Origin of the sequence: Paenibacillus glucanolyticus NBRC 15330, assembly GCF_004000885.1 — a bacterium.
Taxonomy (GTDB): Bacteria; Bacillota; Bacilli; order Paenibacillales; family Paenibacillaceae; genus Paenibacillus_AQ; species Paenibacillus_AQ glucanolyticus.
This window is the reverse complement of the sequence record NZ_BIMC01000006.1, coordinates 125647-149064: the sequence shown is the minus strand read 5'-3', so window position 1 is coordinate 149064 and position 23418 is coordinate 125647. Positions and strand designations below refer to the sequence as shown.

Here is a 23418-nt window from a genome sequence, read left to right as displayed (position 1 = left end):
ACTGATGGATTTTCTTTAAAAAAATTTAATTCGGCATTGAGCCGGCTGTGAGTCTTCGTATAAAAAAAGCGCTGACCGTGTTGACGGTCAGCGCTTTTTCAACAAAATTAATCCCACATGGAGAACAGCACCAGCAGAACAGTTGCCATACCCAGCATGAATGAGTATTTAGAAAACCAAATAGAACTCATCTCTTCCTTCACCCTGTATCCCTCCTCTTGTTTACGGATCACCCTAACTTTCCAGCTTGACTACCTCTAGCCCCACCAGCTGAGCGCACACAGCAGCATAACCGCTACAAAAAAACCATCCATAAATTTGAGCTGAAGTTTGGCCACCCGAATCACCTCCTTATAAAGGCACATGAACTTAAACTGAAATAGGTATTATATGATTTTACATAAATTTATTGATTGACCAATTACTTTTTAAAAAATCTGCTCCGCCTGTTATCGCAACACTGCAGCTCCGTATCTCCCCCCCCTATCCCCTCTGAAAATTCATGCAATTTTCCTTCTTCCTTCTCACTTGTCATTCCTCATGCTCGCTTTTCCATTAAACCACGCATCGTTTCCGTGATAGCCAGCTCATGGGGTGTCCAGGAAATCGGGCCGATCTGTCGCTCATATTTATCACCGCTCAGCACCAAGGGCTCCTCCGTCAGATACAGCATCTCTACCACCTCTTTCATCACCGGATTGAACAACCCGATCAGGGACAGCCCGATCCGCCCCAGCGGCATAACCGCCTTCCGCTTCCCGACAGCCCTCTGCGCAATCCGCACCAGCTCATGTCCCGAGATCACGTCTGGTCCGGGAATATGCCAGTTCTGTCCGTAGGATTCTTCCCTCGCCGCCACCTCGACGATCATCCGTGCGGCATCCGGCAAATAAACGTATTCACGGGGAACCCTCATATTGCCTACGAACGCAGTTGGCTTGCCTGCGGCAATGGCTTCCATGGTCACGGATAGATAGGATGCCTGGGCAGAGGGACCGTAATAGTCGGGAAGCCGTACGATCAGTGGTCGTGCCTTATGCCACCGCGATGAGAAGATCAATTCCTCGTAAGCCAGCCTCACCTTGCCCTTGCGAGTATGAGGTTTCTTGGGGTGTTCTTCTGTTGCCCTTTCCATTAAGCGGCGACCGTAAGGATAGATACCATCCACCACCACAACCTTGGCTCCCGTCTCCTCCGCTGCCTTCATCACCGACTCGCCTAGTGGCAGCAGCCTGGACTCCATCTCATGATAGGGAATATTGGCACTGTGAAAAATAATGTCCGCTTCTCCAGCAGCCCTTATGATATCCTCCGGTTTGAATGCATCCCCCGTCTCCAATGTGAGCAGAGGGGAATGGTTCAGTTGATCAGCCAGCTCATTCAGTTTCTTCATGGAGCGTCCGAAGGCTACCGTCTCGATTCCACGCTCAATCAGCTCTGCTGTCAATGGAGCTCCTACGCCACCTGTTGCACCCAATACAATCGCTTTTTGCATATAAATCTCTCCTTTTATTCAGTTATATTATTGATTGATCAATTACAATTACTGAAAAATATCATGCTCTTCCTGCACCGCGCACACAACTTCCATTATACGCGGTGTGGCACTAAAAAAGCGCCTGAGCATGCTTTATTTTTTGGGCATTAAATCCGGCATATCCATGGCCATGGCTGCATTACACAACATGCCCCGCGCCAGAAAATCGGAGATTTTCTTATCTGCGTCTTCAAAACCTGCTGACACAAAGGCATTTCCAACAAGATCCCGTATCTCATTAATCCCCTGCTGCATCGCTTCGCGGATGGGTGCATCCGGAATCGTCTGTGCCTGCATCTGCAGCAGTATTTCACTGCGATAGGATTGCATGATCCCTTCGTAAGCCCGGATCAATCCCGATTCCAGTTCCTCAGGTGCAGATGAATCAATCACCACTTGAAATGCTTGCACGATGCGCTTCCAGGAGACAGACAACGACTCTACAAGCAGTGACTCCTTGGTGAAGAAGCGATAGACATAAGGCTGGGATATAGCCGCACGCTCGGCTACCTGAGCCGTGGTCGCGCGATAGTACCCGATCTCGGCAAACACCTCAATAGCTGCTGCCACGATATCATTCCGCCGATTGACAGAGGTTGAAGCTCTGGCCATCATATCGACCTCCCTTTCACTTTAACTTTAACTTCTGAACATCACTTGTATTCATTCATTATTGATTGACCAATTACTATTGAGTTTAGTATATATCGCCGAATTAATTTTCGCAACAGCTTTTTCTTGACCATCACGCTACGTCGTAGTTCATCATTCAAACTAAATTAAAACAGAGGTGAAAAAATGAAATGCAATCTTACGCTCAGATCAAGTATATCGAGAGTTTTGACATGCTCCACAAGAAGAAAAAAGTCGCGTTATTCAGACAAGCCAGTGTGGCTCCATTTATCGGAAAATGGAACATACTGAATATTCCTTTTTAAAGCGGAGGACCTCAAAAAGCGAGCCTGTTATCTGAATTTGAACAGCAGATGGAGAAGATATTCAGAAAAATGGCATCCTGTATGAATCAATCCCCTTCTTCTGATGAAGTACAGCAATTGATCATCGAATGGAAAAGCTGTCTCGAACAATCCATTGTATGTGACTCTGAAATGTTAACATGTATTGCAAATACGTATACACGCGATAATCGCTACAAAAATTATATAAATCAATTCAGCGATGGTGACTTGGCCGAATATTTATATACTGCTATCTTGCATCATATTGATCATGGATAGAGGAGTTTTGCTTATCTTGTTCATCCTCCAATTTTGCGTAAGCTGCGCCCGATCGGGAAGGATTCCCGTATCTCTTGACGAACTGTTTACAAGTACTGGCACCATAAATCGCAGTTCCCATTATCATCGATCAAGGAGGTTAAATCATGAGTCATGAAGGTCAGCAACAATTCGAACGGTGGCGCAAGCATCGCACGGTACTCAATCAACTGCTGGAGGATGTACACACTGAGCATTTAGATTATAAACCTTGGCAGGATGCCTACACTTTGGGTGCATTGGCTGTTCACATTGCCGCCTCCTCCGAGATGTTCCTGCTGTCTATCAAAAATGGCACCTTCTCTCCACCTTCTATCTCTACCCAGTTCGAAACGATTGAGGACATTAGAAATATCGTCCAAGCTTCAACCGATGCTACAACAGCCGCTTATGCGGAGTTGTCGGATGCGGAGCTGGAGAAACCGCTCGACTTTAACGGATTTGCAGCCCCTGGATCAGTATGGCTGGGCAGCATGGTGGACCATGAAATCCACCATAAGGGGCAGCTGTTTACTTATGCACGGGCCGCAGGCGTTGCGAAGGTCCCTTTCTTCACTGTGCAGCCGGCAAAACAGTAACGGCCGCGGGGTTTGGGCTGGAGGCGCCGGGCTTGGGGCTGCAGGCGCCGGGCTTGGGGCTGCAGGCGCCGGGCTTGGGGCTGCAGGCGCCGGGCTTGGGGCTGCAAGTCCCTATTTGGGACTTGCACGGGCCGCAGGCGCCCGGGCCGCCTGCCCTCACGCACAAATAAAAAGCCGATTTCCCTAAGCTCTCTCGGGAAATCGGCTTTTATCTTACCCACTACCCTTGCTTCGCCAGCTTCACCACAGCTTGCAAGGCCGTGTTAATCTCGCATTCCACTGCGTCGGCAACTACGTTGGTGTTCGGATCGTACTCGGCCGCCAGATCGGCATCGGCAAAGCCGTCCATCGCCACGATTGCGCCAGCACGAACGCCGCGGATGGCTGCAACGACATACAATGCCGCAATTTCCATCTCTACACCCAGTGCCCCGGCCGCTTTATATTTCTGGTGCGGCACTTCTTCAACGCCGTTAAAGAACACGTCCAGCGTGACCGTAATTCCCTTGCGCACCACGCCTTCGCCGATCGCAAGCGCTGTTTCGTACAGCGCCTCCGCAACCTGGCTGTCCGCGACTGCAGGGAAGCCGTCCGGCACCAGCTGCTTCGTCAGCCCGTCCGTACGGATCGCAGCGGTGCTGACCACAAGGCTTCCCGCAGGGGTATCCGCCCGGTAGGATCCGGCGGTGCCCACGCGAATGAGTGTCTTCGCGCCAGCGCGGATCAGCTCCTCGAAACAAACCGCAGCTCCCGGACATCCAACGCCGTGGCTGGTAACCGCCAGCTCAACGCCTTCGTAGCTCCCCACAAAAGTGCGGTACTCGCGGCTGAATGCCAGCTCGCGCGCACCTGTGAGCTTACGGGAAATCGTCTCCGCACGTTTCGGATCACCGCAGACGATCACAAATTCAGGTATATCCTCTGAGTTCACTTGCAAAATAGGCATCAACATATTAGTCAAACTCCTTATGTGTCCATTCATCTTCAGGTATATCCAGTGCTTCGCCGCTGAACCGCTCTTCCTTAAACGGATCCGCTTCGTTATGGAAGCCATTGCGTTCCCAGAAGCCCGGGCGGTCTTCCTTCATAAACTCGATGCCGCGCAGCCACTTCGCGCTCTTCCAGAAATAACGATGCGGTACGACCGTGCGAAGCGGCCAGCCATGCTTGTCCGTCAGCGGCTCGCCATTGAAGCGGTAGGCGAGCATCACATTGTCCATAAGCAGATCCTCGATCGGCACATTCGTATCGTAATCGGGATCGGCATGAAACATGACGTATTTGGCTTCCGGCTTCACATTGAGGCCCGCGAGGAAATCCCGGAACAGGATTCCTTCCCAAACCGTATCGAATTTGGACCAACGCGTAACACAGTGAATATCGGTGTTCACTGTTACCGTTGGCATGGCCATTAAATCTTCATAAGTAAACGTCAGTTCCTCTTCGACCTCGCCGAATACCTTGAGTCTCCATTCCGACATGTCGTAGCGAGGAACGTCCCCTTCATGCAGGATAGGAAACTTTTCGGTCAGCGTCTGCCCCGGCGGCAGTTTGGCACGCTGTTCATCCGTCAGGTTATTAGCTGCCACCGGCTTCATTTTTTTCAAACGTTCTGCTTTTTTGTGCACCAAGTTCATCTCCTCTATGCTGGATCGTATCCACAACCGCTTAACGTCTGGAGGACTCAATTTCCGGTTATCGCGGCGCGGCGTATGCGCCTATCTGGAGCTTGAGCCCTGCTTCAGTGCATCCTGCTGGAAGCTTTTATTCTTAAAGAAGAACATGGCCAGAATCGTGACGACATAAGGCAGCATCTGCGTGAAATGTGTAGGCAGTGCGAGGCCCTGGAACCGGATGCTCAGTGCATCCATAAAGCCGAACAGCAGGCTTGCCGCCGTAACGCCAAGCGGACCCGATTGGCCCAGCATCGTTGCCACCAGCGCAATAAAGCCGCGCCCGGCCGTCATGCCTTCCGTAAACATCGTCACCTGTCCAAGAGACAGCTGCGCGCCTGCAAGCGCACATAACACGCCGCTGGCCAGCACGGCGCCATACTGATAACGTCTTACGCGGATTCCCACGCTTTTGGCAGCGAGCGGATTCTCACCTGCAGCCAGGAAACGGAAGCCGCTCTTTGTGCGATAGAAATAATACCACATCAAGCCCGCAATCAAAAAGGACAGATATACAAGAGGTGTCAGACCAGCCAGTATCGGACCCAGCACCGGAATATCCTCGATAATCGGTATGTTCCATTTCGGCAGTCCCACCATCGTATTATCATAAAATGCGCCTTTTACGTCAAAAATAGCCCGTAAGCTAAATGTCGTCAATCCGGCAGCCAAGGCATTCATCGCGATACCAACCACAATGACGTTGGCCTGCAGATTGATGCTGAGATAGGCAAATATAAAGGAAAATATCGAGACGATCGCAATCGCGAACAAAATCGCATAAAAGACATTACCGAAAAAGTAATTCCCCACCACGGCGGAAAAAGCACCCAACAGCATAAAGCCTTCCAGACCGACATTGAACAATCCGACGCGCGAACACAGGGCACCGCCGAGGGCTGCAAGCAGGATCGGAGTAAGCACACGCAGGGCCGAGTTGATTAATGCAAGATCAAACAGCTGTTCCATCGGATTTGTTCCCCTTTCTGCGCTTCAGGAAGCTGTATGTGAATCGGGCGGAAATAAACAGAATCAGCACGGCTTGTATAATAGCTCCCACTTCAAGCGGCACTTCCGTATTTCGTTCGACGCCCATGCCGCCTGTCTGCAATGCGGCCAAAAAAATCGATGCAATCAGCGTGCCGATCGGATGCGACCCTGCCAACAATGCAGCCATAATGCCCGTCCAGGCATAGTCAGCCGTGGATAATGCGCCATCAATATAACGATACTGAGAGCCCAGTATTTCAACAGCGCCGCCAAGACCAGCCAAGCCGCCGCTGAAGAACATCGCGCCAAGCATCATGGGACCACGCTTAACCCCGCCGAACAGGGCAAACAATGGATTGCCGCCAAGCATCCGGACCTCGTATCCGATCACGGAACGCTTCAATAATACGAATATAATTAACGCGGCAAGCACAGCCAGCACAAACCCTACGTGCAGCGGCATGCCGGAGATCAGCTTCGGCAGCCAGACACTGTTGTCCAGCATTTCGGACTGTGCCATCGCAGCAGAACCTGAACGGTCCTTCAGCGGATAGGCAACCAGATAACCCGCAAACAGTACAGCCACATAATTCAGCAGCAGCGTGGAGATCAGCAGGTTAACCCGGAATCTGGCGTCAAAATATCCGGCCATCACCGACCACAGACCACCCGCAACGATACCTGCAATGATGGCAACGATGCACACCAGCCAGCCGGGTCCCGGCATATATAAACCGACCAATGCGGCGGAAAGCGCACCAAACACCATCTGTCCTTCAGCACCCAGGTTAAAAAATCCGGCGCGGAATGCAAATGCCGCACCCAGACCAATCAGGATGATCGGTGTCGCCCGGGATAGCGTATTCGTGAAGAAATACATGCCGCCGAAGGCGCCCTTCCACATCTCTGCATAGGTCTCCAGAATGTCGCCTCCGGCAATCATGATGGCAATCGCCCCCGCGAGCAAACCTACCATGATCGCCGCAATCGGCTGAAGCAGCGGAAGCGTCAATTTTGTCCATTTATTCATTACAAGGTTCCTCCCGCCATCAGCAGTCCCAATTTCTCTTCTGTCGCTTCCTTCGCTGACAACTCACCTGCAATCCGACCTTCAAACATAACCAGAACCCGATCGGACAGCTTCAAAATTTCCGTTAATTCAGAAGATACCAGCAGAATACCTGTCCCCTCTTCACGCCGCTTGAGCAGTTCACCATGAATGGTCTCCATGGCGCCGATATCAACGCCGCGCGTCGGTTCGGCAGCGATTAGGAACGGGGTTCCCTGCTCAAGTTCCCGGGCAACAATCAGCTTCTGCAGATTGCCGCCGGATAAATACTGGGTGCTTGTCTCCAGAGACCCCGTCTTGATGGAGAACTTCTGAACCCAACCGGAAACAAGCGAGCGGATGTCCTTCAGTTTAAGGAAGCCGCCCTTCTGCAAACGGCGATGGTGACCCATAAGTCCGGTATCCATCACGGTTGCCGTACGGTTAGCTCCCCATACATAACGATCCTCCGGAATGTGGGCTAACCCATGCTCTCTTATCTCACGCGTAGACATACCGGTAACATCCTTGCCCGATACGGCTATCCGGCCGCTGTCGGGCTGAGCCAGGCCGGAAATCACCTGTAGCAGCTCAGACTGACCGTTGCCGGAAATGCCGGCAACCCCGACAACCTCGCCTGCCCGGACTTGTATATTCACGCCATCCAGCACCGGCTTCCCTTTCGTTCCGCGAATCGAGACCTCCGATACCTCAAGCACCTTCTCACCCGGCGTTATCGTTTTCTTATCCAGCTCCGCTAACTCGCGGCCTACCATAAGGCGGGAGAGCTGACGGGCATCCGTGTTTCCCTTCTCCACAACGCCGGTAACCGCACCGTCGCGGAGCACCGTAATCCGGTCAGCCACATCCAGAACTTCATTCAGCTTGTGGCTAATCAGAATAAAGCTTTTGCCCTGTTTAGAGAGCTGTTTAATGGCCTCTAGGAGTTCCTGCACCTCAAGCGGCGTCAGCACGCCTGTCGGCTCATCCAGAATAATGATTTCGGCACCTTGATACAGCACCTTCAATATTTCAACCCGCTGCTGTACACCCGGTGCACTGCTGCTCACGATTGCGTGCGGATCAACCTTCATTCCGTATTGCTCACAGAGCCCATCCACCGTTTTCACCGCTTGCTTGCGGTCAAACCTGGCACCGGAGCCCGGCTCATTGCCAATCACGATATTCTCGGCAATTGTAAACGTAGGAAACAGCATAAAGTGCTGGTGAACCATGCCGATGCCGCCACGAATCGCACCCTCCGGGCTTGCAAACGAAACTTCCTTGCCATTCAGCCGAATCGTACCCGAGGTTGGCTGCTCCATCCCGTACAATATCCGCATCAGCGTTGTTTTGCCTGCACCATTCTCCCCGACAATCGCATGAACCTCACCCGCACGCAGCGAAAAATCAATGCCGCGGTTTGCGCTAAACTCGCCATACTTTTTCGTAATATTGTCCATCTGGAGTAGCATCGAAGTTATGCCTTCCTTTCGCTTCTGAATGAAAGACCGACTGCTCATGTGGCAGCCGGTCCAGGTGAGAATTAATTTTGTTCCAATGCGTTGGTTACTTTAATCTTTCCGGCGATAATATCGTCGGAAATCACCTTGAGCTGGTCCACGATGTCTTGTCCAATGAATGGATTGAGCGGTGTTTTGCTCTCATGGGTAACGTAAGTGAGACCTACGCCGCCTTCTTTCAGGCCATAGTCACGAATGTCGAATGAGTAGTTGCCTTCCGAGAAGTCCTTAACTGTTTCGTACACAACAGCGTCTGTGCCTTTCAATTGAGCAAGCACAACGTGCTCAGGATCCGTGCCCGTGTTATCCGTATCTTGACCAGAAGCGTAGAAGCCTTTTTCCTTTGCGGCTTCAAACACGCCGAGGTCACCGACAGCAGAGAGGCCAGCAACGAAATCGGCACCCTTGGAATTCTGGAGGAGTGCAAGTTCCTTCGCTTTAGCCGGGTCTGTAAATCCGCCGACATAGTTAACAAATATTTCAACGTTAGGGTTTACCGATTTTGCGCCTTCGGCAAAGCCGGTCATATATTTATGCATAATAGGAATGTCGTCTGCAACCACGTTGCCAACCTTGTTTGTCTTCGTAGCCAGTCCAGCTGCTGCACCCAGCAGATAAGCTGCTTCATGTTCACGGAATACAACGCTGCGGACATTCGGCAAATCTACCACTGTATCGATAATGGCGAAAGGCACGTCCGGATTCTCCGGTGCAACCTTCTTCAGTGCATCTTCCATCTGGAAGGTAGAAGTAATGATCAGATCATATTTCTCGGCAACGGCCGTACGCAGGTTTTGCTCGATCGAGGCCGGGTCAGTCGATTCAATCGTCTTCACTTCAACGTTGAAATCGGCAGCTGCTTTTTTCAATCCTTCATCCATTAATGCAAAGAAAGGATTAACGCCGATCTTCTCAGGAAGTACAAGTGCAATGCGTTTCTTATCTTGAGATCCTTCTGAACCGCCATTCGCTGCACCAGTGTCAGTAGACTTATCATCGTTGCCGCAAGCTGCAAGCAATCCAACGGATAATACGAGTGTTAATAGAATTGACCATGTCTTTTTCATTTCCTGACCTTATCCTCCTAAGTTGAGCACTTTTTATACTATTATCCTATGGTATAGACAAGCAGATGTCAAAACAAAAATTTTAGCGTTTTATGTAGTTTAATGTGTTTTTTAGCAAAAATTTGGTGGAAAACTGCGTATATCACAGAACATTACCTTATCCAAATGTCGATAATGTTCGGAAATTGCCAACATTTGATCAACACTTTCTGGCGGAAATTCCAGATGAAAACGCAATATTTTCTAATTATGTCATGTTATACGATGCTGCACACAAAAATCCATAGGGACAGAAAAAAGGACGCCTCACGGCATCCCCTTCAAACATGAAATTCCAGCCTATCCATCAATCAACCCTGCCGCCTTCAGTAACCGCTGCAGCATCACCGCCGCTTCACCCCGGGACAACTTCTGCAATGGCATTAACCTTGCGGCATCTCCTTGCACAATCCCTTGTTTCACTAGTGCAGCAGCTGCTGGCTTTACTCTTGCGGATAGTTCGTCATGATCCTGATATGATGACAGAACGAATACGGCTTCGTTTTCATCCACAACACGATTTAAACCAGTCAACTCCATAACCCTCGCCATCACCACCATAGCCTCCTGACGTGTGATGGCTTGATCCGGACGGAAACTTCCGTCCTCATATCCTTGAAGCAGGTCATATCGTGAAGCTAATGCAAGCACACCGCTATACCAGGCGTCTGAGCTGACATCCTTAAAGGCGGAAAGCTCCTGCCCCTCCTGCAAACCGAGTGCTCTCACCATCATGGCTGCAAACTCCGCACGGCTTACTTGGGCATTCGGGGCGAAGGACTGTACGACCACTTCAGTCTGATCCATGCTCGTGGTGTCCTTGCCGCTCCCCCGTCCGTTAAGGATCATGCGCGAGGCAAGGTCATTCACCGCATCACCGGACCAATGATGCTGAACATCAGCGAAACGGATTTCATTGAATATGAAGGCAAACGTTCCAGTTACGAAACTGTGCAGAACGACCTCAAGACTTCCATCCTTCTTCATTTCCAATCTTGTCGGAATAGGGATAAATTCTCCACGTTCACTCACCCTAACAGCCGTTGTTATAGGATTCTGCATCCCTAACGGCAAAGAAATCCGATGCTCCATATATTGCTTATGCTGCTCTAACCGCAAGGGAAAATCATTGGCTGTAGCAGTTATGTCAAAATCAACAGGGGAACCGACAAGTCTAGTGCCAGCTTGCTCAGCAGTCTGTTGAATAAACCTTAATTTCGCAGCATCGCTGGCCGCTATCGTTACATAAACCAAGATTTGATCAGCTGCAAGTGTTCTGTCAAATCCCCTCGGAGCTCTCCAGCGGGTTGAAGATACCTCCTCAGCAGGAAGATGGAAGGTTCCTAGAGATGAACGGATTTCAATCGCTCCCTGCTTAGCTTTAAGCTGGTCCATTGCCGTTCCGCTTAATTCCAGGGAGATATGATCCGCTGGTTGTGCAAGAGCGATGATGATCACCGGATTGTATTCCACAGTCTTTAAACGGGCTTCCAGCTTGGCCGTATCCAGCTTCATCGATACGACGGTATGTCCTTCTGCCTCATGGAACAAGCCTGTAACCATCCCTTCCTGAATTTTATTGTTCAGTGTAACCCTGACATTCACTCGGTTAGATTCAACAGGAACGGATGAACCTGTGGAAGCAGCCCCTGATCCTGTGCTTCCCGGTGATGAACCTCCCCCCGGAGTTCCCGGACCGCCTCCTTCACCAGGTTCGATAGGTGTACCCCCGCCACCAGGCTCCTCGGGTGTAGTCCCTCCTCCCGAGGAAGGTGCGCGCGTTACATGTATAACGTATTTATGATGTTGACCCGAAGGTGCCGTCACGGCAAGTTCGATCCGGCTGTTCCCTACGGCAAGAGGGATATCCGGGCTCTCTTGACCGGAGATGATATCGATCGGCCCTGCTTCCAATCCTCCAGTTTCTCCATAAACACTCGCCGTTACCATGACGCTGGCATCATAGACCAGTGCAGTCACCGTGAGGCGATCTGTCTTGTTGCCTACCTGAGCCGTGTAGTCATTGTGAAATCTGCTAAACGCAGGGCTCAAATTCACTGCTTCCACGGAAGAATTCAGCGTTAATTCTTGCAGCGTGGTATCGTACACCGGAGTTGTCAGCTCCTTGGCCGTGAAGCTCCATGTATCCTCTCCTTGAATCCCCCCATAACTCCTTCCCGAGTGGCTGCCTGTAAAAGCCCCTGGCTCAATCTCGACGTAATAACTTCTGCCATAATCGAATTCAGTCAACGGATTGATGACCACCGTGTTTCCAATAACCGAAACCCTGTCCGTATCGCCAACATCGATACGTTCTGTAATATGCTGATCAGAGGTGTCTCTAAGCAGAATCGATCTACCGGATACCGCCGTTACTTCTTCATTGAATGTAACCGTCAAGGTTTCATTCATCTCAACCCCTGCAGATTGATGAGCCGGTGCATACGACACGGCCTCAAGTTTCACAGGATCGGGATTCTTATTCCATTTGGCATAGAGCCTGATGTTCTCTGTACCAAATACGAGCTTGCTGCCGACAGGATAATCGATTCCGTTTCCGTCAGCCTGCGTATTCCAACCATCAAACGAATAACCGTCCTTCGTCAGCTGACCAGTATTATCCTGTATGTCAGCTTCGTCTCCTCTGGCAAACAGCTCTCCGCTTATCGGAACATTCCCTGCCATGTTTTCGTTGCCATCGTAGGTTAGTGTATATATTTGCGGCCATTTCGTGGCAACCTTCAGCATATTGTAGGCGCTTTTATTCCCTACAGCGTCCTTCACAATTACGTTAAAATAATAGTCCGAACCTTCGTTAAGACGGTCTGCCACTACTTTGAGCTGACCAGCGGCATAACTCCCTATCGGTATTCCATTCCGCTCGATTTGGCTGACAGTTCCGATATTCGGACTGTGGGATGCATATAATAAATACTGCAATTCATCCTGCTCGGTTAAATTATCCGAGGCTCCTAGCCACTCGATCCCGATGGAATCCACCGTTATAAGATAAGGACTTAACATTCCCCTGCCTGTATCCGGCGCCGTTGTATCCAGCACGGCCTTTGTTAATGCAGGTGCATTTCTGTCGTTCCTTGTCCCATCTCCGATTTGACCCGAGCTGTTCAGACCCCATCCCCAAACTCTGCCGTCCTTTTTTAAGGCTGCGCTATGAAAGCCACCCCCCGCAATATCAAGAACATGTTCGATGCCCGTTAGTTGTTCCGGAGTTGTCCTGGAAGAGTTATGACCTAGGCCAAGCTGTCCCCGACTGTTGTCCCCCCAGCCCCATACGTTGCCCTCTTGGTCTAGCGCCAGGCTGTGGTGCCCGCCCCCGGCTATTGCCTTAATATGTTGGAGGTTTCTGACTTTCACCGGAATGGTTCGATTCGTCCGGGTACCATCCCCAAGCGTGCCATACATATTGATTCCCCATGCCCATACCGTTCCATCCTGTTTAATGGCTAAGCTATGGGAACCTCCTGCCGTGATGGCAATGACATCGGTCAAGCCGGAAACCTGAACCGGAGTATGCTTATCAACAATCGTGCCATCACCCAACTCGCCGTTTCCATTCGCTCCCCATGCCCATACGGTGCCATCCGATTTTAACGCAAGACTGTAGTACCCTCCCGCTGCAATCGCTGTAACATCGCTTAATCCGATAACAAGGACCGGCGAGTTTTGTTGGACTGTCGTTCCGTTTCCGAGCTCACCGTTGTCATTTTTTCCCCAAGTCCACACTGTCCCGTTCTCCGTGAGAGCCATGCTGTGATAGCCCAGGCCTCCCGAGATTGCCTTTATTCCGCTTAACCCGCTTACTGGCGTCGGAACATTCTTATCCGCTGTCGTTCCGATCCCGAGCTGCCCATTCTCATTCGATCCCCAAGTCCATACCGTCCCATCGCTCCGGAGCGCCATGGTACTGCGAACTCCGGTGTGAATATCCATTACATCATTCAAACCTCTTGCCTGCACCGGTGTATTCCGGGCATTCCATGCAGCATCCCCTATCTGCCCTCTGTCACCCTGCCCCCATACATACACATCACCGCTGCTAACGAGCGAAGCCGTATGATAGTACCCGGCAACCAGCTTTGGAGCTGCAGCAGATGCAGCTGCAAAAGCTGGTGGGGACCCATGCATCAGGTTCAACTGCATCAGCAGCAGTGCTATACATAGCAGGATTTTTCCTGAACGTCTTCTCATAATCTCCTCCTTCATTTAATCGGCACCTATCAGCCATACTCTCAAGTGGGACCTCGGCACCAAGTATGCTATCAAATAAATGGAAGCGAAACGATTGACAAACGTTAACTTTTCATCATTTTTTTCATATAATCTAGTTATCTCGACTCAATTCCCTAATAAAAGAGTTCGTATATTGCGAGGGTATCCTATGAATCCACCGATCAATTCACCTATTCTAAAAATGAAAATCACCATTCCCGGACTCAGGGAGCACCTGGTTCCCCGAGATCGGCTGCTGAATAATATGACGGCCGGCCAGCAAGGACATCTGACCACCGTTATCGCGCCGGCCGGATATGGCAAATCCACGCTTCTGGCGCAGTGGGCTCATGCAGTAAGCGAACGGTGCGCCTGGGTGTCACTGGATGAACGAGATAACGATCCCGTCCGCTTTTGGAGGTACGTTACGGCCTCCATTGCTTCGGTTCTTCCAGAGCAGCAAGGGGAACGGCTTATGAACCATACGCAAATGCTGCCCGGCGTCTCGATTACAGCTTATCTGGATACGCTGATCAGCGACTTGTATGAGTGGAATGAAACTCTTCATCTCATTCTGGAAGATTTGCACAGCATTTACTATACGCCAATCCATGAAGGGCTTTCGTACTTGATTGATTACCTCCCTGGGCATATTCATTTATTGATTTCATCCCGTACGGATCTGCCGTTCTCCACCGTTAAGCGGTGGGCTGATCACAAGATCAACCACATCGGAACGGATCAGCTGCAATTCACCTCCGATGAGACAAAGCGCTTTTTCCGCCATGCCTCGGACAGCAGCTATCCCAAGCCAAATTCGATGCAATTGAAAACATTGCTGGACCGAACCGAGGGCTGGATTACCGGGCTACAGCTCGTTGCTCTTTCCCTTCGCTCAGGTTGCAGGTTAGAACCTTTCATGGAGGAGATCAAAGGCGATCAATTTCATGTCTCGAGTTATTTATTTCAGGAAGTGGTGGGGAAATTGCCTTCCGAGGTGTTTCGCTTTCTGCTCCAGACCGCCGTCCTTTCCCGATTGAACGTCCAAGTATGCGATGCCGTAACCGATTCGGATAACAGCCGATCTATGCTGGAAGAATTGCGGAAGCAGAATCTGTTCCTTGTGCCACTGGATGAACAACATACCTGGTTTCGCTATCATCATCTGTTCTCGCAATTTTTGCAGAACCTGCTGCAGCGTGAGTGTGACGGGGAATATGTTAAACGTCATCGACTCGCAGGCCAATATTACGCCTCCATCGGCTCCACAGATGAAGCCATCGACCATATGTTTGCAGCGCAGGATATCGAGTCTGCGGTGGGCTTGCTGGAGCAGCATGCGCAAACCGTGCTTGAGCGAGGGGAGCTTACCACCTTGCAGCAATGGTTTGATCGCGTCCCGACAAGCTTCCCAGTCACGCTGGAAACGTCATTATTGCATACCTTTGTTGTCGTTCTGATGGGGGATCTTGAACGTTCTGAGCGTATGCTCGCGAACATCGAGGAAGCGTGCAGCAACCTCCCATCATCTAGCCGACGAGAGCAGCTCCGAAGCAGCATGCTGTTTGTGCGGTCCAATCTTGTTTTTTTGAACGGGGATTTTGCCGAATGGTTTGCTTTCAGTGAGGGCATCCTTGACAATCTTACGCCCGACAATCCGATCTACTATCAGTTTGATTATAATCGGCAGGAGCCTTACGTAAGGCGCACCTCGCTTGGTATGAAGGGCGCTCTTTCCGCGGATACAGAAAGGATTGCGCATTTGTTTACCGGGGTACTGGAAGCCCATGGCTGGGATCATTCGCTCATGAATTTATATGTAAAGATGTCATTATGTGAAGGTTACTATGAGTGGAATCGCCTAGCGGAATGTCGCCAGCTGCTGATGCAGCTCCGAAAAGCCCCTCCTTCCCAAAAAACAATGGGTTTGTTCATACCTCTGCATATTACCGAAGCAAGACTGTATGCTGCCGAGGGTAAACTTCATCTTGCCCATCATGTTTTGGATGAAGCATGGGACGCAGCCAGCTGCAGAAAAGAGAGCTCGTGGCTATCTTCACTGAGAACCGTGCGCAGCTTGATTTATGTTCGGGAAGGACGTATAACCGATGCCCGAAAAGAACTCGCCGTTCTCCCCATTTCAATCAAAGATCGACCGACCTACAGCCGGGAACCTGAATATTTGGCGCTTGTCCGCCTGTTAGGCAAACAGCGCAAAGAAACTGAGGCGCTGCACCTTCTGGAGCTGTTAAAGCCCCAGGCAGAGCGTGAGTTGCAAATATCCAGCATCATGGAAATCACATGCCTGCAAGCCTTGCTGGAGTACCAGCGTGGTCAACGCAAGCAGTCTCTTCAACTTCTTCGTGAAGCACTGCGTTTAGGTGCACAGAACGGTTATGTCCGCACCTTCCTTGACGAAGGAGAGGACATGTATCAACTGTTGATGCGTTATACTTCCCACCCAGCGCAAGAAGAGGACGTGGATATGGGGCTCATTCAGACACATCATTATGCGAGAATGCTTATGGAATATTTTCCCAATCATGTCAAGGCAGATACCCCCCATATTACCTCGTCTCAATCGGCTCTACCAGAACAGCTGAATCGAAATGAGAAGAATTTACTGCGGCTTATTCTGCAAGGTGCTGCCAACAAGCAGATGGCCGCTGCACTCGGCCTGTCCGAAGGGACGATCCGGGTATATTTATCCAGATTATACGATAAGCTCGGTGTTACCTCCCGTACACAGGCACTGGTAAGAGCCCAGTCATTAAACCTGCTGGACGATTAAATCGGACTGTAACAAAAAAGGAATCCCCCTCAGTCGAACCGGGGATTCCTTTTTTGGTCTATGCAAATCAATCAGCAAATGATCTCCTCACGAACTGAAGGATCGTATCCATTTGAAACGATTGACCTTCACGATAGCCACAAAGCATTTCAGGATCTGATCAGACTTCAGACAGATGAATATGGCGAGTGGCGACAGATTGAACACAAACGCGCACAGTGCCGAAGATGGCAGTACAATGAGCCACATAAAGATTAAATCGTTGTACAGCACAAAGCGGGTGTCTCCGCCGCTTCGCACAATGCCTGTCAAAGCCGGCATCTGATAGGCCGTTCCGACTACGGTGATGGACAATACCGTCATGAAATGCAGTGCGAGTGTTTGGGCTTCATCGGAAATGGAGTATAGACCCAGCACGAGATCCTTGATGATAAACAGCACAGCTCCCGTCACTAAACCCAGGAGGATATACAGGATCTGCAGCGTTTTGGCATAGGATATGATTTTGTCCATCCTGCCTTCGCCGATCGTTTTTCCAATGATTACAGCCGTTGCACTGGCGGAAGCGTATATGATGACGGTCACCATCTGAAAGATCGTTGTGGCGATACTGTTTGCTGCGATGGCCGATTCCCCCATATGCCCGAGAATGGCCGTCTGTGCCGCCATCGCAAGGCCCCAGATCGTGTTGGACATCAGGATTGGGGATCCGACCCGGATATACTGTTTGAAGAGTCCCATATCGAACTGCAGGAAATCCTGCAGCTTCAACCAAATTTTACGGTCAAATCGCTTAATATAAATGATGACGATGATGCATTCAATGATTCGCGCTGTCAGCGTTGCAATGGCTGATCCGGCCACACCAAGCTCCGGAAATCCCAAATATCCGTATATGAGGATATAGTTCAGGCAAATGTTGATGATCAGCGTGGATAAGGATACCACGAAACCGATTTTTACCGTCTCCACGCTCCGCAAGGAGGCCAGCAGGGAGCTGGTAATGGCAAAGAAGATATACGAGAAACAGATGATTTTTAAATATTCCACGCCGGCAGCAATCACATTCTCTTCCTTCGTAAACAAGGACAGCACCTCATGCGGGAAAAAGAAAACAATCACCCATAACACAACGCTGAGGAGTATGGCCATGCGCATTCCGATGCTTGCCGCTTTTTTGATCAAGCCTAAATCCTTGGCTCCCCAGAATCTGGACGACATGATGACCAGCCCCTCACATACCCCCATAACCAGCATGTGCAGCAGGAATTGGATCTGATTTGCGAGGGCAACACCCGATAAAGCCGATTCACTATACCCTCCCAGCATGACGTTGTCTGACAAGTTCACACCGACTGATATCAGGTTCTGCATCCCGATCACAAGCGTCAGCCAGAAAAAGCTTTTGTAAAATCCCTTCTCGCGAACAAATAAACTCATGTCAGCTAACCCTTCTTCGTCTATAAGATGATTATCCTCTAATATATATGAATCTACGGAAATGAACAGAACAAATTGAAACACACCACCATTTCCATAGAATAACAGATTAATAGGATCAAAAACATAATAACATTATAATGTTTTTGGCATGGAAAACTAGTCTTCAAGTCGGAGTACACTATGAATCCGCGTATCGGTGGTTCGACGGTATCCCCATTCATTCCACAGCAAATCCCCTGCCAATCGATACATCTCCCTCCGCCCGATTGAGCACGTCAGCATCTTAAGTGTTCATTGATCGTAAACTCGTGGGATTTCCTGACTATGTACAAAACGACATACCGTATATATGATGGCAATGTAATCCATCCCAATGATAAAGAGGAGAATGTGTATGACCCTGTGGAAGTATCCGTTATCCGGCAAAACCATCCAGCGAAGTATGATTGCAGCCCTGAGTGCAACACTCCTCATGACGCCGCTTCATGCCTTTGCAGCCGATGAAACACCTCAGGCCGCAGCATCACCCGCGACTCTGAACGTCAGCCTCGAATCCAGCACATCTGGCACCTCAGCCCCTGCACAAGTCAGTCAGTCTCAGAGCAGCTCTCTTGCAGTCGGCGAGCACCGACTGATCAGCCGCAAGGAAATCGTTCAGAACTGGGATGATCTCGACCCGGATTATACCCCGGAGAAAGCTATCGAAGCGGTTAAAGCGCTCCTCTCGAAAGAAGATTTCGAAGCGCTGTTCCCATACCGGCTCGGCTCAGAGGAATGGTATAAGGTCGCCAAGGGCAAAGAATATTACAAAGCCGATCAAAAGGATTATTTCTCATACGACAATCTCATACATGCGGTAGCGGAAGTGTCCAATCTGAAGATCAAGATCCGCACGCGGCAAGGAACGCCTTCTGCCCAAGAGATTTATAGATTGGACAAGGACGGCCGGGTAGAAACACTTGTGGTGCGTTCAGCAGATTTTAACTCAGCCAGCAACCGGAACAAAACAATTGAAACCGTTATCATTGACGGCGGAACGTTCCTGAAGGAAGGATTCAAGAAGGACCGCAAGCGTGAACTTGCCGCCTTCCTCGCTAACCTGTCCCACGAGACAGGCGGAGGCTGGTCCACCGCTCCGGGAGGTCCTCTTCGTTGGGGGCTGTTCTGGAATGAAAACATCGCCGGCCGGACAGGTGTCAACCAGGATGCCTTCGTTGATCCGGCAAGCGCTGAGCTGTACCCCGGAACACCGGACAAGCGTTATTACGGCCGCGGACCGATCATGCTGAGCTGGAACTTCAACTATGGCCTGTTCAGCTCTATTATTTACGGAGACAAAAGCGTGCTTCTGGACAATCCGGAGATCGTTGCCGCCGATGGCAAAATCGGCTACATGACTGCTATCCTGTTCTGGATGACACCGCAGAACCCGAAGCCATCTGCTCATGATGTCATGGTCGGCAGATGGAAGCCTTCCCCGCTGGAGAAGTTCAGGGGCTTGGGAGATCCGGGCTTCGGCACAACGGTTATGGTCTTGAACGGTCTGGAAGCGAACCTTGGAGAAACCGAAGGAAGTCCGGTACAGCGGCGGGCCGGCCATTACCGCGACATTACAAACCGCATGGGCGTAGATATTACAGGAGAGAAAGTAGACACGTTAGGCATGAAACCATTCTAATGAAGAAACGGGTGCAATGGATGGGGCCGGGCTAAGCTAACTCATGTTAAATAATCGCCCTCTGGCTAGCGGATGACAGACCCTATCTGTATCCATTCTGCCAAGAGGGCGATTATGGCTGTTTCAGATGATATCATACCAGCCGCTGGGAGATGGCTAAACGCTGTGTTTTGGGCAGGCTCTTCAACACCAAATCATACGAATGATCAATCATATCGTGTACATCCGCTTCCGTGAGGGAGCCATCGATGGCTACCGTGTTCCAATGTTTCTTGTTCAGGTGATATCCAGGTTGTACTGCTTCATGCTGTTCACGCAAATTCTCAGCGATCACGGGATCACATTTCAGGGAGATATGACTGACCTTCTCTTCCGTTATCGTAATCAGGGCAAACATTTTGCCGCCGACCTTCATCACAAGCGGAAGCGGTCCAAACGGATAGTCCTCGGCTGCAGCTTTCTTCGAAAGACAATAGGTTATAAGCGGGTCTCGCACGGAACATTCACTCCTTCATGACAGATCTACCTGATTATAGTAGATGATTTTCCCCTATTCAATTCCAAATCCTATTTTGTTCATGCTCCGTTCATATAACTCTTGTATACTTGAGACTGATTCTTTATGCAAGGGGGAATATCTCATATTGAACTACGGCAAATGGCTGATGCGAATTGCGGCCATCTATACACTCATCGGCGCTTTAATCGGAGCGGATATGGCAGGAAGAGGCAGCTACAGCATGGTTGCAGGCCATGCCCACATCCTGGTGGTAGGCTGGTTGACCTTGTTTGCCTACGGCATGTTTTACTACGTGTTTCGGGAGAAACTCAGTATGAAAAAAACGGCTGCACTGCACTTCTGGACCAGCCTCCTGGGAGGCGGGATCATGCCCCTGGGCATGTTGATGTATTATCAGATGCAGAATACGGCTACACTGCTGGCTTTTATCATTCCAGCTTCCATACTGCTTGTCGCAGCAGCTTTATTTATCATCTTGTTGTTTTTCGATAAAAAATTGTTCTCAGGCAGATAGCTTGATTCAAGGCCATCGTGGAGGCTCGCTCTACTTTTTCGGCATATGCTGAACAAAAAAAGAGAGGTGAGCCTCTTAACTATGAAATATAAAAGCAGCACCATCAAGAGCAAATGGAAGAAAACGCAATGGTTGCTTGAAGATTCCTATTTCCGAAAATATGTACCGGTCACCCTGACGTTTAACAAAAAAAACCTGTCCACCATGCTGGGCGACTATTCCAACGTCTACTTCAAGCCAACCGGCGGATCTGGCGGCAATAACATTATTCGGATCCGCAAAACCGACGGAGGCTACCAAACTCAGCTTAACACCAAAAAAACCACGTATTCGAGTTCTTCCGAATTGTATCGGGAGTTGAACCGCTTTGCCGGTAAACGTCCCTATCTGCTCCAAAAAGGAATTCGGTTAGCCAAAAGCAAAGGCAAGCCATTCGATATCCGGGTCATGGTACAGAAGACAAGTCAGGGAAAATGGGTCAGCACCGTCCTGTTCACGAAAATCGGCAGCCCGGGCAAGGTAGCCACCAATTATAACCAGGGAGGCAGCATTGGCACCTTCCATAAAACGATGAGTGGTGCAGGATTTAATTCTGCCTTTATCCAGAAGGCAGAATCTGAGCTGAAGGAGGTAGGCGTTGCCACTGGTTATAACTTTGACCGGCATTACCGCGGTTTCAAAGAACTGGGTCTCGATGTGGCCATCGATTCCAGCGGCAGACCTTGGATTCTGGAGGTTAATACCCGCCCCCAAGTGTATCCGCTCAAGAATTTAAAGGACCGAAGCTTGTACAAACGCGTCTTGTCTTACGGTAAGCAGTATGGGCGGTTTAAGTAGCATTTGATCTACACATTAAAAAAACGCGAGCCGCAGGATGGGCTTGCGTTTTTTTTGCACATAAATGGTATACAGGAAACGGCGAGCAGGAGAAATGAAGAAGTCCATCGAATCCCTTCTCTTGAAACTATGCTTGAGAGGAGAATTTCCATCCATGCTGCATCCCCCCCATCGATGTGGATCTGTGATTGCACGTATCGCAGCTGCTGTGATGCTGATCACAAGCCTTGCACTAACCGGCGCTTGGCCAGGAAACGTTGAACTATCCGCCAGCACAATCGAAACTTCCAGCCTCACTTCATATTCCCGGGATCAATACGAAGCGCTCGCCTACTTGAATGAGGTTCGAGCTAAAGCCGGACTGCCTGCTGTCACCTTAAATGACCGGATCACCGAAGCTGCTGAGCTTCATGCCCGTTACTTCAATATAAATAAGGTGACGCCCAATCTGAGCGCCCATAACGAAAAGGCTGGGCTTCCCGGCTATCGCGGAACCCGTATCCGAGATCGACTAGCGGCCGCAGGTTATGTGTCCCCCTCCAAGCAGGGGTATGCATCAGGCGAAGTCATGCATTTTCGCCAGAAGGGCAGTCTGAACGCCATGAAGGGCTGGCTGGATACCGCATACCACCGTCAAATGGTTCTGAGTCCAAACTTTCAGGAGATCGGGATCGCTCTCGTTGGCGGCACGGCTGTCGTGAACCTGGCAGGCAGCACAACATCGCCCATCGCTGGCGGCCTCGCCATCTATCCTTACGACGGTATGCAGAATACCGGAATTGGATTTTACGGGTTTGAGACGCCTAATCCCTTGGTCCAATTTGACGTGGAACATTCAGGCTATATCATTTCAGCGACGGCTGCAGGTCCGATCGATAAGTTTGAGGCCGCCATTACGGATGAGGAGGGTGCCCTCCTTCATTTTTACGAAGAGATATCCAGAGACACCCTGTTCCTGTTCCCCAAGGAAATATTGCGAGGACTCCACACCTATACAGTTTCGGTAAAATATCGGTTAGAAGGCACACAAGCGTGGCACAGCCGCACTTGGTCTTTTACAACGGGAACGGGCAGCGGATCGTAAAGCTACGCTTCCTTGCTCACTTGCAGATCACGCCATACTTTCTTGTTGCTGTATTGTTTCTCCATACTGATATCTTGTCCGAACCACGCCGGAGGCACAAAGCCGTCTGCCGCTTCCATAGAAGGAAACTCCACTTCAAGCACAAGCATCTGGATCTGTGCGTAATCATCGATTTCAATTAAGGTATTGTCCCATCTGGCGGTTACTCTTCGCTTGGTCAGTGGAACCGCTCCAAACGCCTGCACCACCTGCTCATACAGCCCCTCCGAAATGGCGTATTCTATCTCTTCGCGGGCAATGCCCCAGCCCTTCTTGAACGTATGGGTGAACTCTAGCCGGCCGGACTTCAAATCTTGTATTTTGCGTACCCTGAGCTCCTGATCGCCGTCCAGTGCCAAATACGTCTGCTCGATGAACTGCTCTTTCTCAACCACGAGTATTCCTTCCTGAATCAAGGCATCGGGATATGCCGGCAAAAGGTATTTGCGTTCTATTTCTATAGCCATAATCGTAATATCCTCCAATCGTTATTCCAATCTGCTAATTTCATTATAAGGATCGATCATCCCAGGGGGCAAACCAAAAACGA

Annotated in this window: 19 protein-coding genes and 1 pseudogene; 8 read left to right on the top strand and 12 right to left on the bottom strand. The window is 50.2% G+C overall.

Annotated elements, in window-relative coordinates:
- Nucleotides 1-538 precede the first annotated feature (538 nt).
- Both PGL02S_RS12090 and PGL02S_RS12085 read right to left on the bottom strand, forming a co-directional pair.
- Nucleotides 539-1495 (bottom strand): NAD-dependent epimerase/dehydratase family protein, encoded by a 957-nt coding sequence (locus tag PGL02S_RS12090; RefSeq protein ID WP_036641021.1) that lies wholly within the window; start codon nt 1493-1495, stop codon nt 539-541.
- 135 nt (nt 1496-1630) lie between these two features.
- The gene (locus tag PGL02S_RS12085; protein WP_006208474.1) at nt 1631-2149 is read right to left on the bottom strand and encodes a TetR/AcrR family transcriptional regulator; all 519 of its coding nucleotides are present in this window, start codon (nt 2147-2149) and stop codon (nt 1631-1633) included.
- Nucleotides 2150-2487: 338 nt separating this feature from the next.
- On the opposite strand from PGL02S_RS12085, the pseudogene PGL02S_RS12080 reads away from it, so the two are divergent.
- The 3 genes and pseudogenes from PGL02S_RS12080 to PGL02S_RS12070 form a co-directional block, all read left to right on the top strand.
- Nucleotides 2488-2775: pseudogene (locus PGL02S_RS12080) on the top strand (TipAS antibiotic-recognition domain-containing protein); the annotation flags it as partial.
- A gap of 146 nt (nt 2776-2921) precedes the next feature.
- Nucleotides 2922-3392: a DinB family protein gene (locus PGL02S_RS12075; protein WP_006208472.1), complete on the top strand. Its 471-nt coding sequence runs from the start codon at nt 2922-2924 to the stop codon at nt 3390-3392.
- A complete protein-coding gene (locus PGL02S_RS12070) occupies nt 3349-3579 on the top strand; it encodes a hypothetical protein (protein ID WP_127502866.1) in 231 nt (76 codons plus the stop codon). Before PGL02S_RS12075 ends, PGL02S_RS12070 begins: the two co-directional genes overlap by 44 nt.
- 33 nt (nt 3580-3612) lie before the next feature.
- Here the strand turns inward: PGL02S_RS12070 and PGL02S_RS12065 are convergent, their stop codons facing one another.
- The 7 genes from PGL02S_RS12065 to PGL02S_RS12035 all read right to left on the bottom strand — a co-directional run bounded on the left by PGL02S_RS12065 (nt 3613) and on the right by PGL02S_RS12035 (nt 13941).
- Nucleotides 3613-4344, bottom strand: a complete 732-nt coding sequence (locus tag PGL02S_RS12065; RefSeq protein ID WP_036641017.1) for a nucleoside phosphorylase — start codon at nt 4342-4344, stop codon at nt 3613-3615.
- Nucleotide 4345: 1 nt separating this feature from the next.
- Nucleotides 4346-5020 (bottom strand): sulfite oxidase-like oxidoreductase, encoded by a 675-nt coding sequence (locus tag PGL02S_RS12060; RefSeq protein WP_036641015.1) that lies wholly within the window; start codon nt 5018-5020, stop codon nt 4346-4348.
- 90 nt (nt 5021-5110) lie between these two features.
- A complete protein-coding gene (locus PGL02S_RS12055) occupies nt 5111-6034 on the bottom strand; it encodes an ABC transporter permease (RefSeq protein ID WP_036641013.1) in 924 nt (307 codons plus the stop codon).
- On the bottom strand, nt 6018-7085 hold the full coding sequence (locus PGL02S_RS12050; protein ID WP_036641012.1) for an ABC transporter permease: 1068 nt from the start codon (nt 7083-7085) through the stop codon (nt 6018-6020). Before PGL02S_RS12050 ends, PGL02S_RS12055 begins: the two co-directional genes overlap by 17 nt.
- Nucleotides 7085-8578, bottom strand: coding sequence for an ABC transporter ATP-binding protein (locus PGL02S_RS12045; protein ID WP_036641010.1), 1494 nt, complete (start codon nt 8576-8578; stop codon nt 7085-7087). Before PGL02S_RS12045 ends, PGL02S_RS12050 begins: the two co-directional genes overlap by 1 nt.
- A 71-nt stretch (nt 8579-8649) precedes the next feature.
- On the bottom strand, nt 8650-9693 hold the full coding sequence (locus tag PGL02S_RS12040; protein WP_036641008.1) for a BMP family lipoprotein: 1044 nt from the start codon (nt 9691-9693) through the stop codon (nt 8650-8652).
- A gap of 339 nt (nt 9694-10032) precedes the next feature.
- Complete coding sequence (locus PGL02S_RS12035; RefSeq protein WP_036641006.1) at nt 10033-13941, bottom strand: RCC1 domain-containing protein; 3909 nt, start codon at nt 13939-13941, stop codon at nt 10033-10035.
- A 190-nt stretch (nt 13942-14131) separates the two neighbouring features.
- On the opposite strand from PGL02S_RS12035, the gene PGL02S_RS12030 reads away from it, so the two are divergent.
- On the top strand, nt 14132-16753 hold the full coding sequence (locus PGL02S_RS12030) for a LuxR C-terminal-related transcriptional regulator (RefSeq protein WP_036641005.1): 2622 nt from the start codon (nt 14132-14134) through the stop codon (nt 16751-16753).
- An 87-nt stretch (nt 16754-16840) separates the two neighbouring features.
- Here PGL02S_RS12030 and PGL02S_RS12025 read toward each other — a convergent pair whose 3' ends face one another.
- Nucleotides 16841-18193, bottom strand: coding sequence for an MATE family efflux transporter (locus tag PGL02S_RS12025; RefSeq protein WP_006208464.1), 1353 nt, complete (start codon nt 18191-18193; stop codon nt 16841-16843).
- 397 nt (nt 18194-18590) lie between these two features.
- Here PGL02S_RS12025 and PGL02S_RS12020 point away from each other — a divergent pair, with 397 nt between their 5' ends.
- A complete protein-coding gene (locus tag PGL02S_RS12020) occupies nt 18591-19874 on the top strand; it encodes a chitinase (RefSeq protein WP_036641000.1) in 1284 nt (427 codons plus the stop codon).
- A gap of 133 nt (nt 19875-20007) precedes the next feature.
- Here PGL02S_RS12020 and PGL02S_RS12015 read toward each other — a convergent pair whose 3' ends face one another.
- Nucleotides 20008-20370 (bottom strand): MmcQ/YjbR family DNA-binding protein, encoded by a 363-nt coding sequence (locus tag PGL02S_RS12015; RefSeq protein ID WP_006208461.1) that lies wholly within the window; start codon nt 20368-20370, stop codon nt 20008-20010.
- Nucleotides 20371-20518: 148 nt separating this feature from the next.
- On the opposite strand from PGL02S_RS12015, the gene PGL02S_RS12010 reads away from it, so the two are divergent.
- From PGL02S_RS12010 to PGL02S_RS12000, 3 genes are all read left to right on the top strand, one after another.
- Nucleotides 20519-20908, top strand: coding sequence for a hypothetical protein (locus tag PGL02S_RS12010; RefSeq protein WP_228030063.1), 390 nt, complete (start codon nt 20519-20521; stop codon nt 20906-20908).
- An 81-nt stretch (nt 20909-20989) separates the two neighbouring features.
- Nucleotides 20990-21745, top strand: coding sequence for a YheC/YheD family protein (locus PGL02S_RS12005; RefSeq protein WP_036642879.1), 756 nt, complete (start codon nt 20990-20992; stop codon nt 21743-21745).
- A 154-nt stretch (nt 21746-21899) separates the two neighbouring features.
- On the top strand, nt 21900-22829 hold the full coding sequence (locus PGL02S_RS12000) for a CAP domain-containing protein (RefSeq protein ID WP_051449298.1): 930 nt from the start codon (nt 21900-21902) through the stop codon (nt 22827-22829).
- A gap of 2 nt (nt 22830-22831) precedes the next feature.
- On the opposite strand, the gene PGL02S_RS11995 is transcribed toward PGL02S_RS12000, so the two are convergent.
- Complete coding sequence (locus PGL02S_RS11995; RefSeq protein WP_006208456.1) at nt 22832-23335, bottom strand: CYTH domain-containing protein; 504 nt, start codon at nt 23333-23335, stop codon at nt 22832-22834.
- Between the last annotated feature and the right edge of the window lie 83 nt (nt 23336-23418).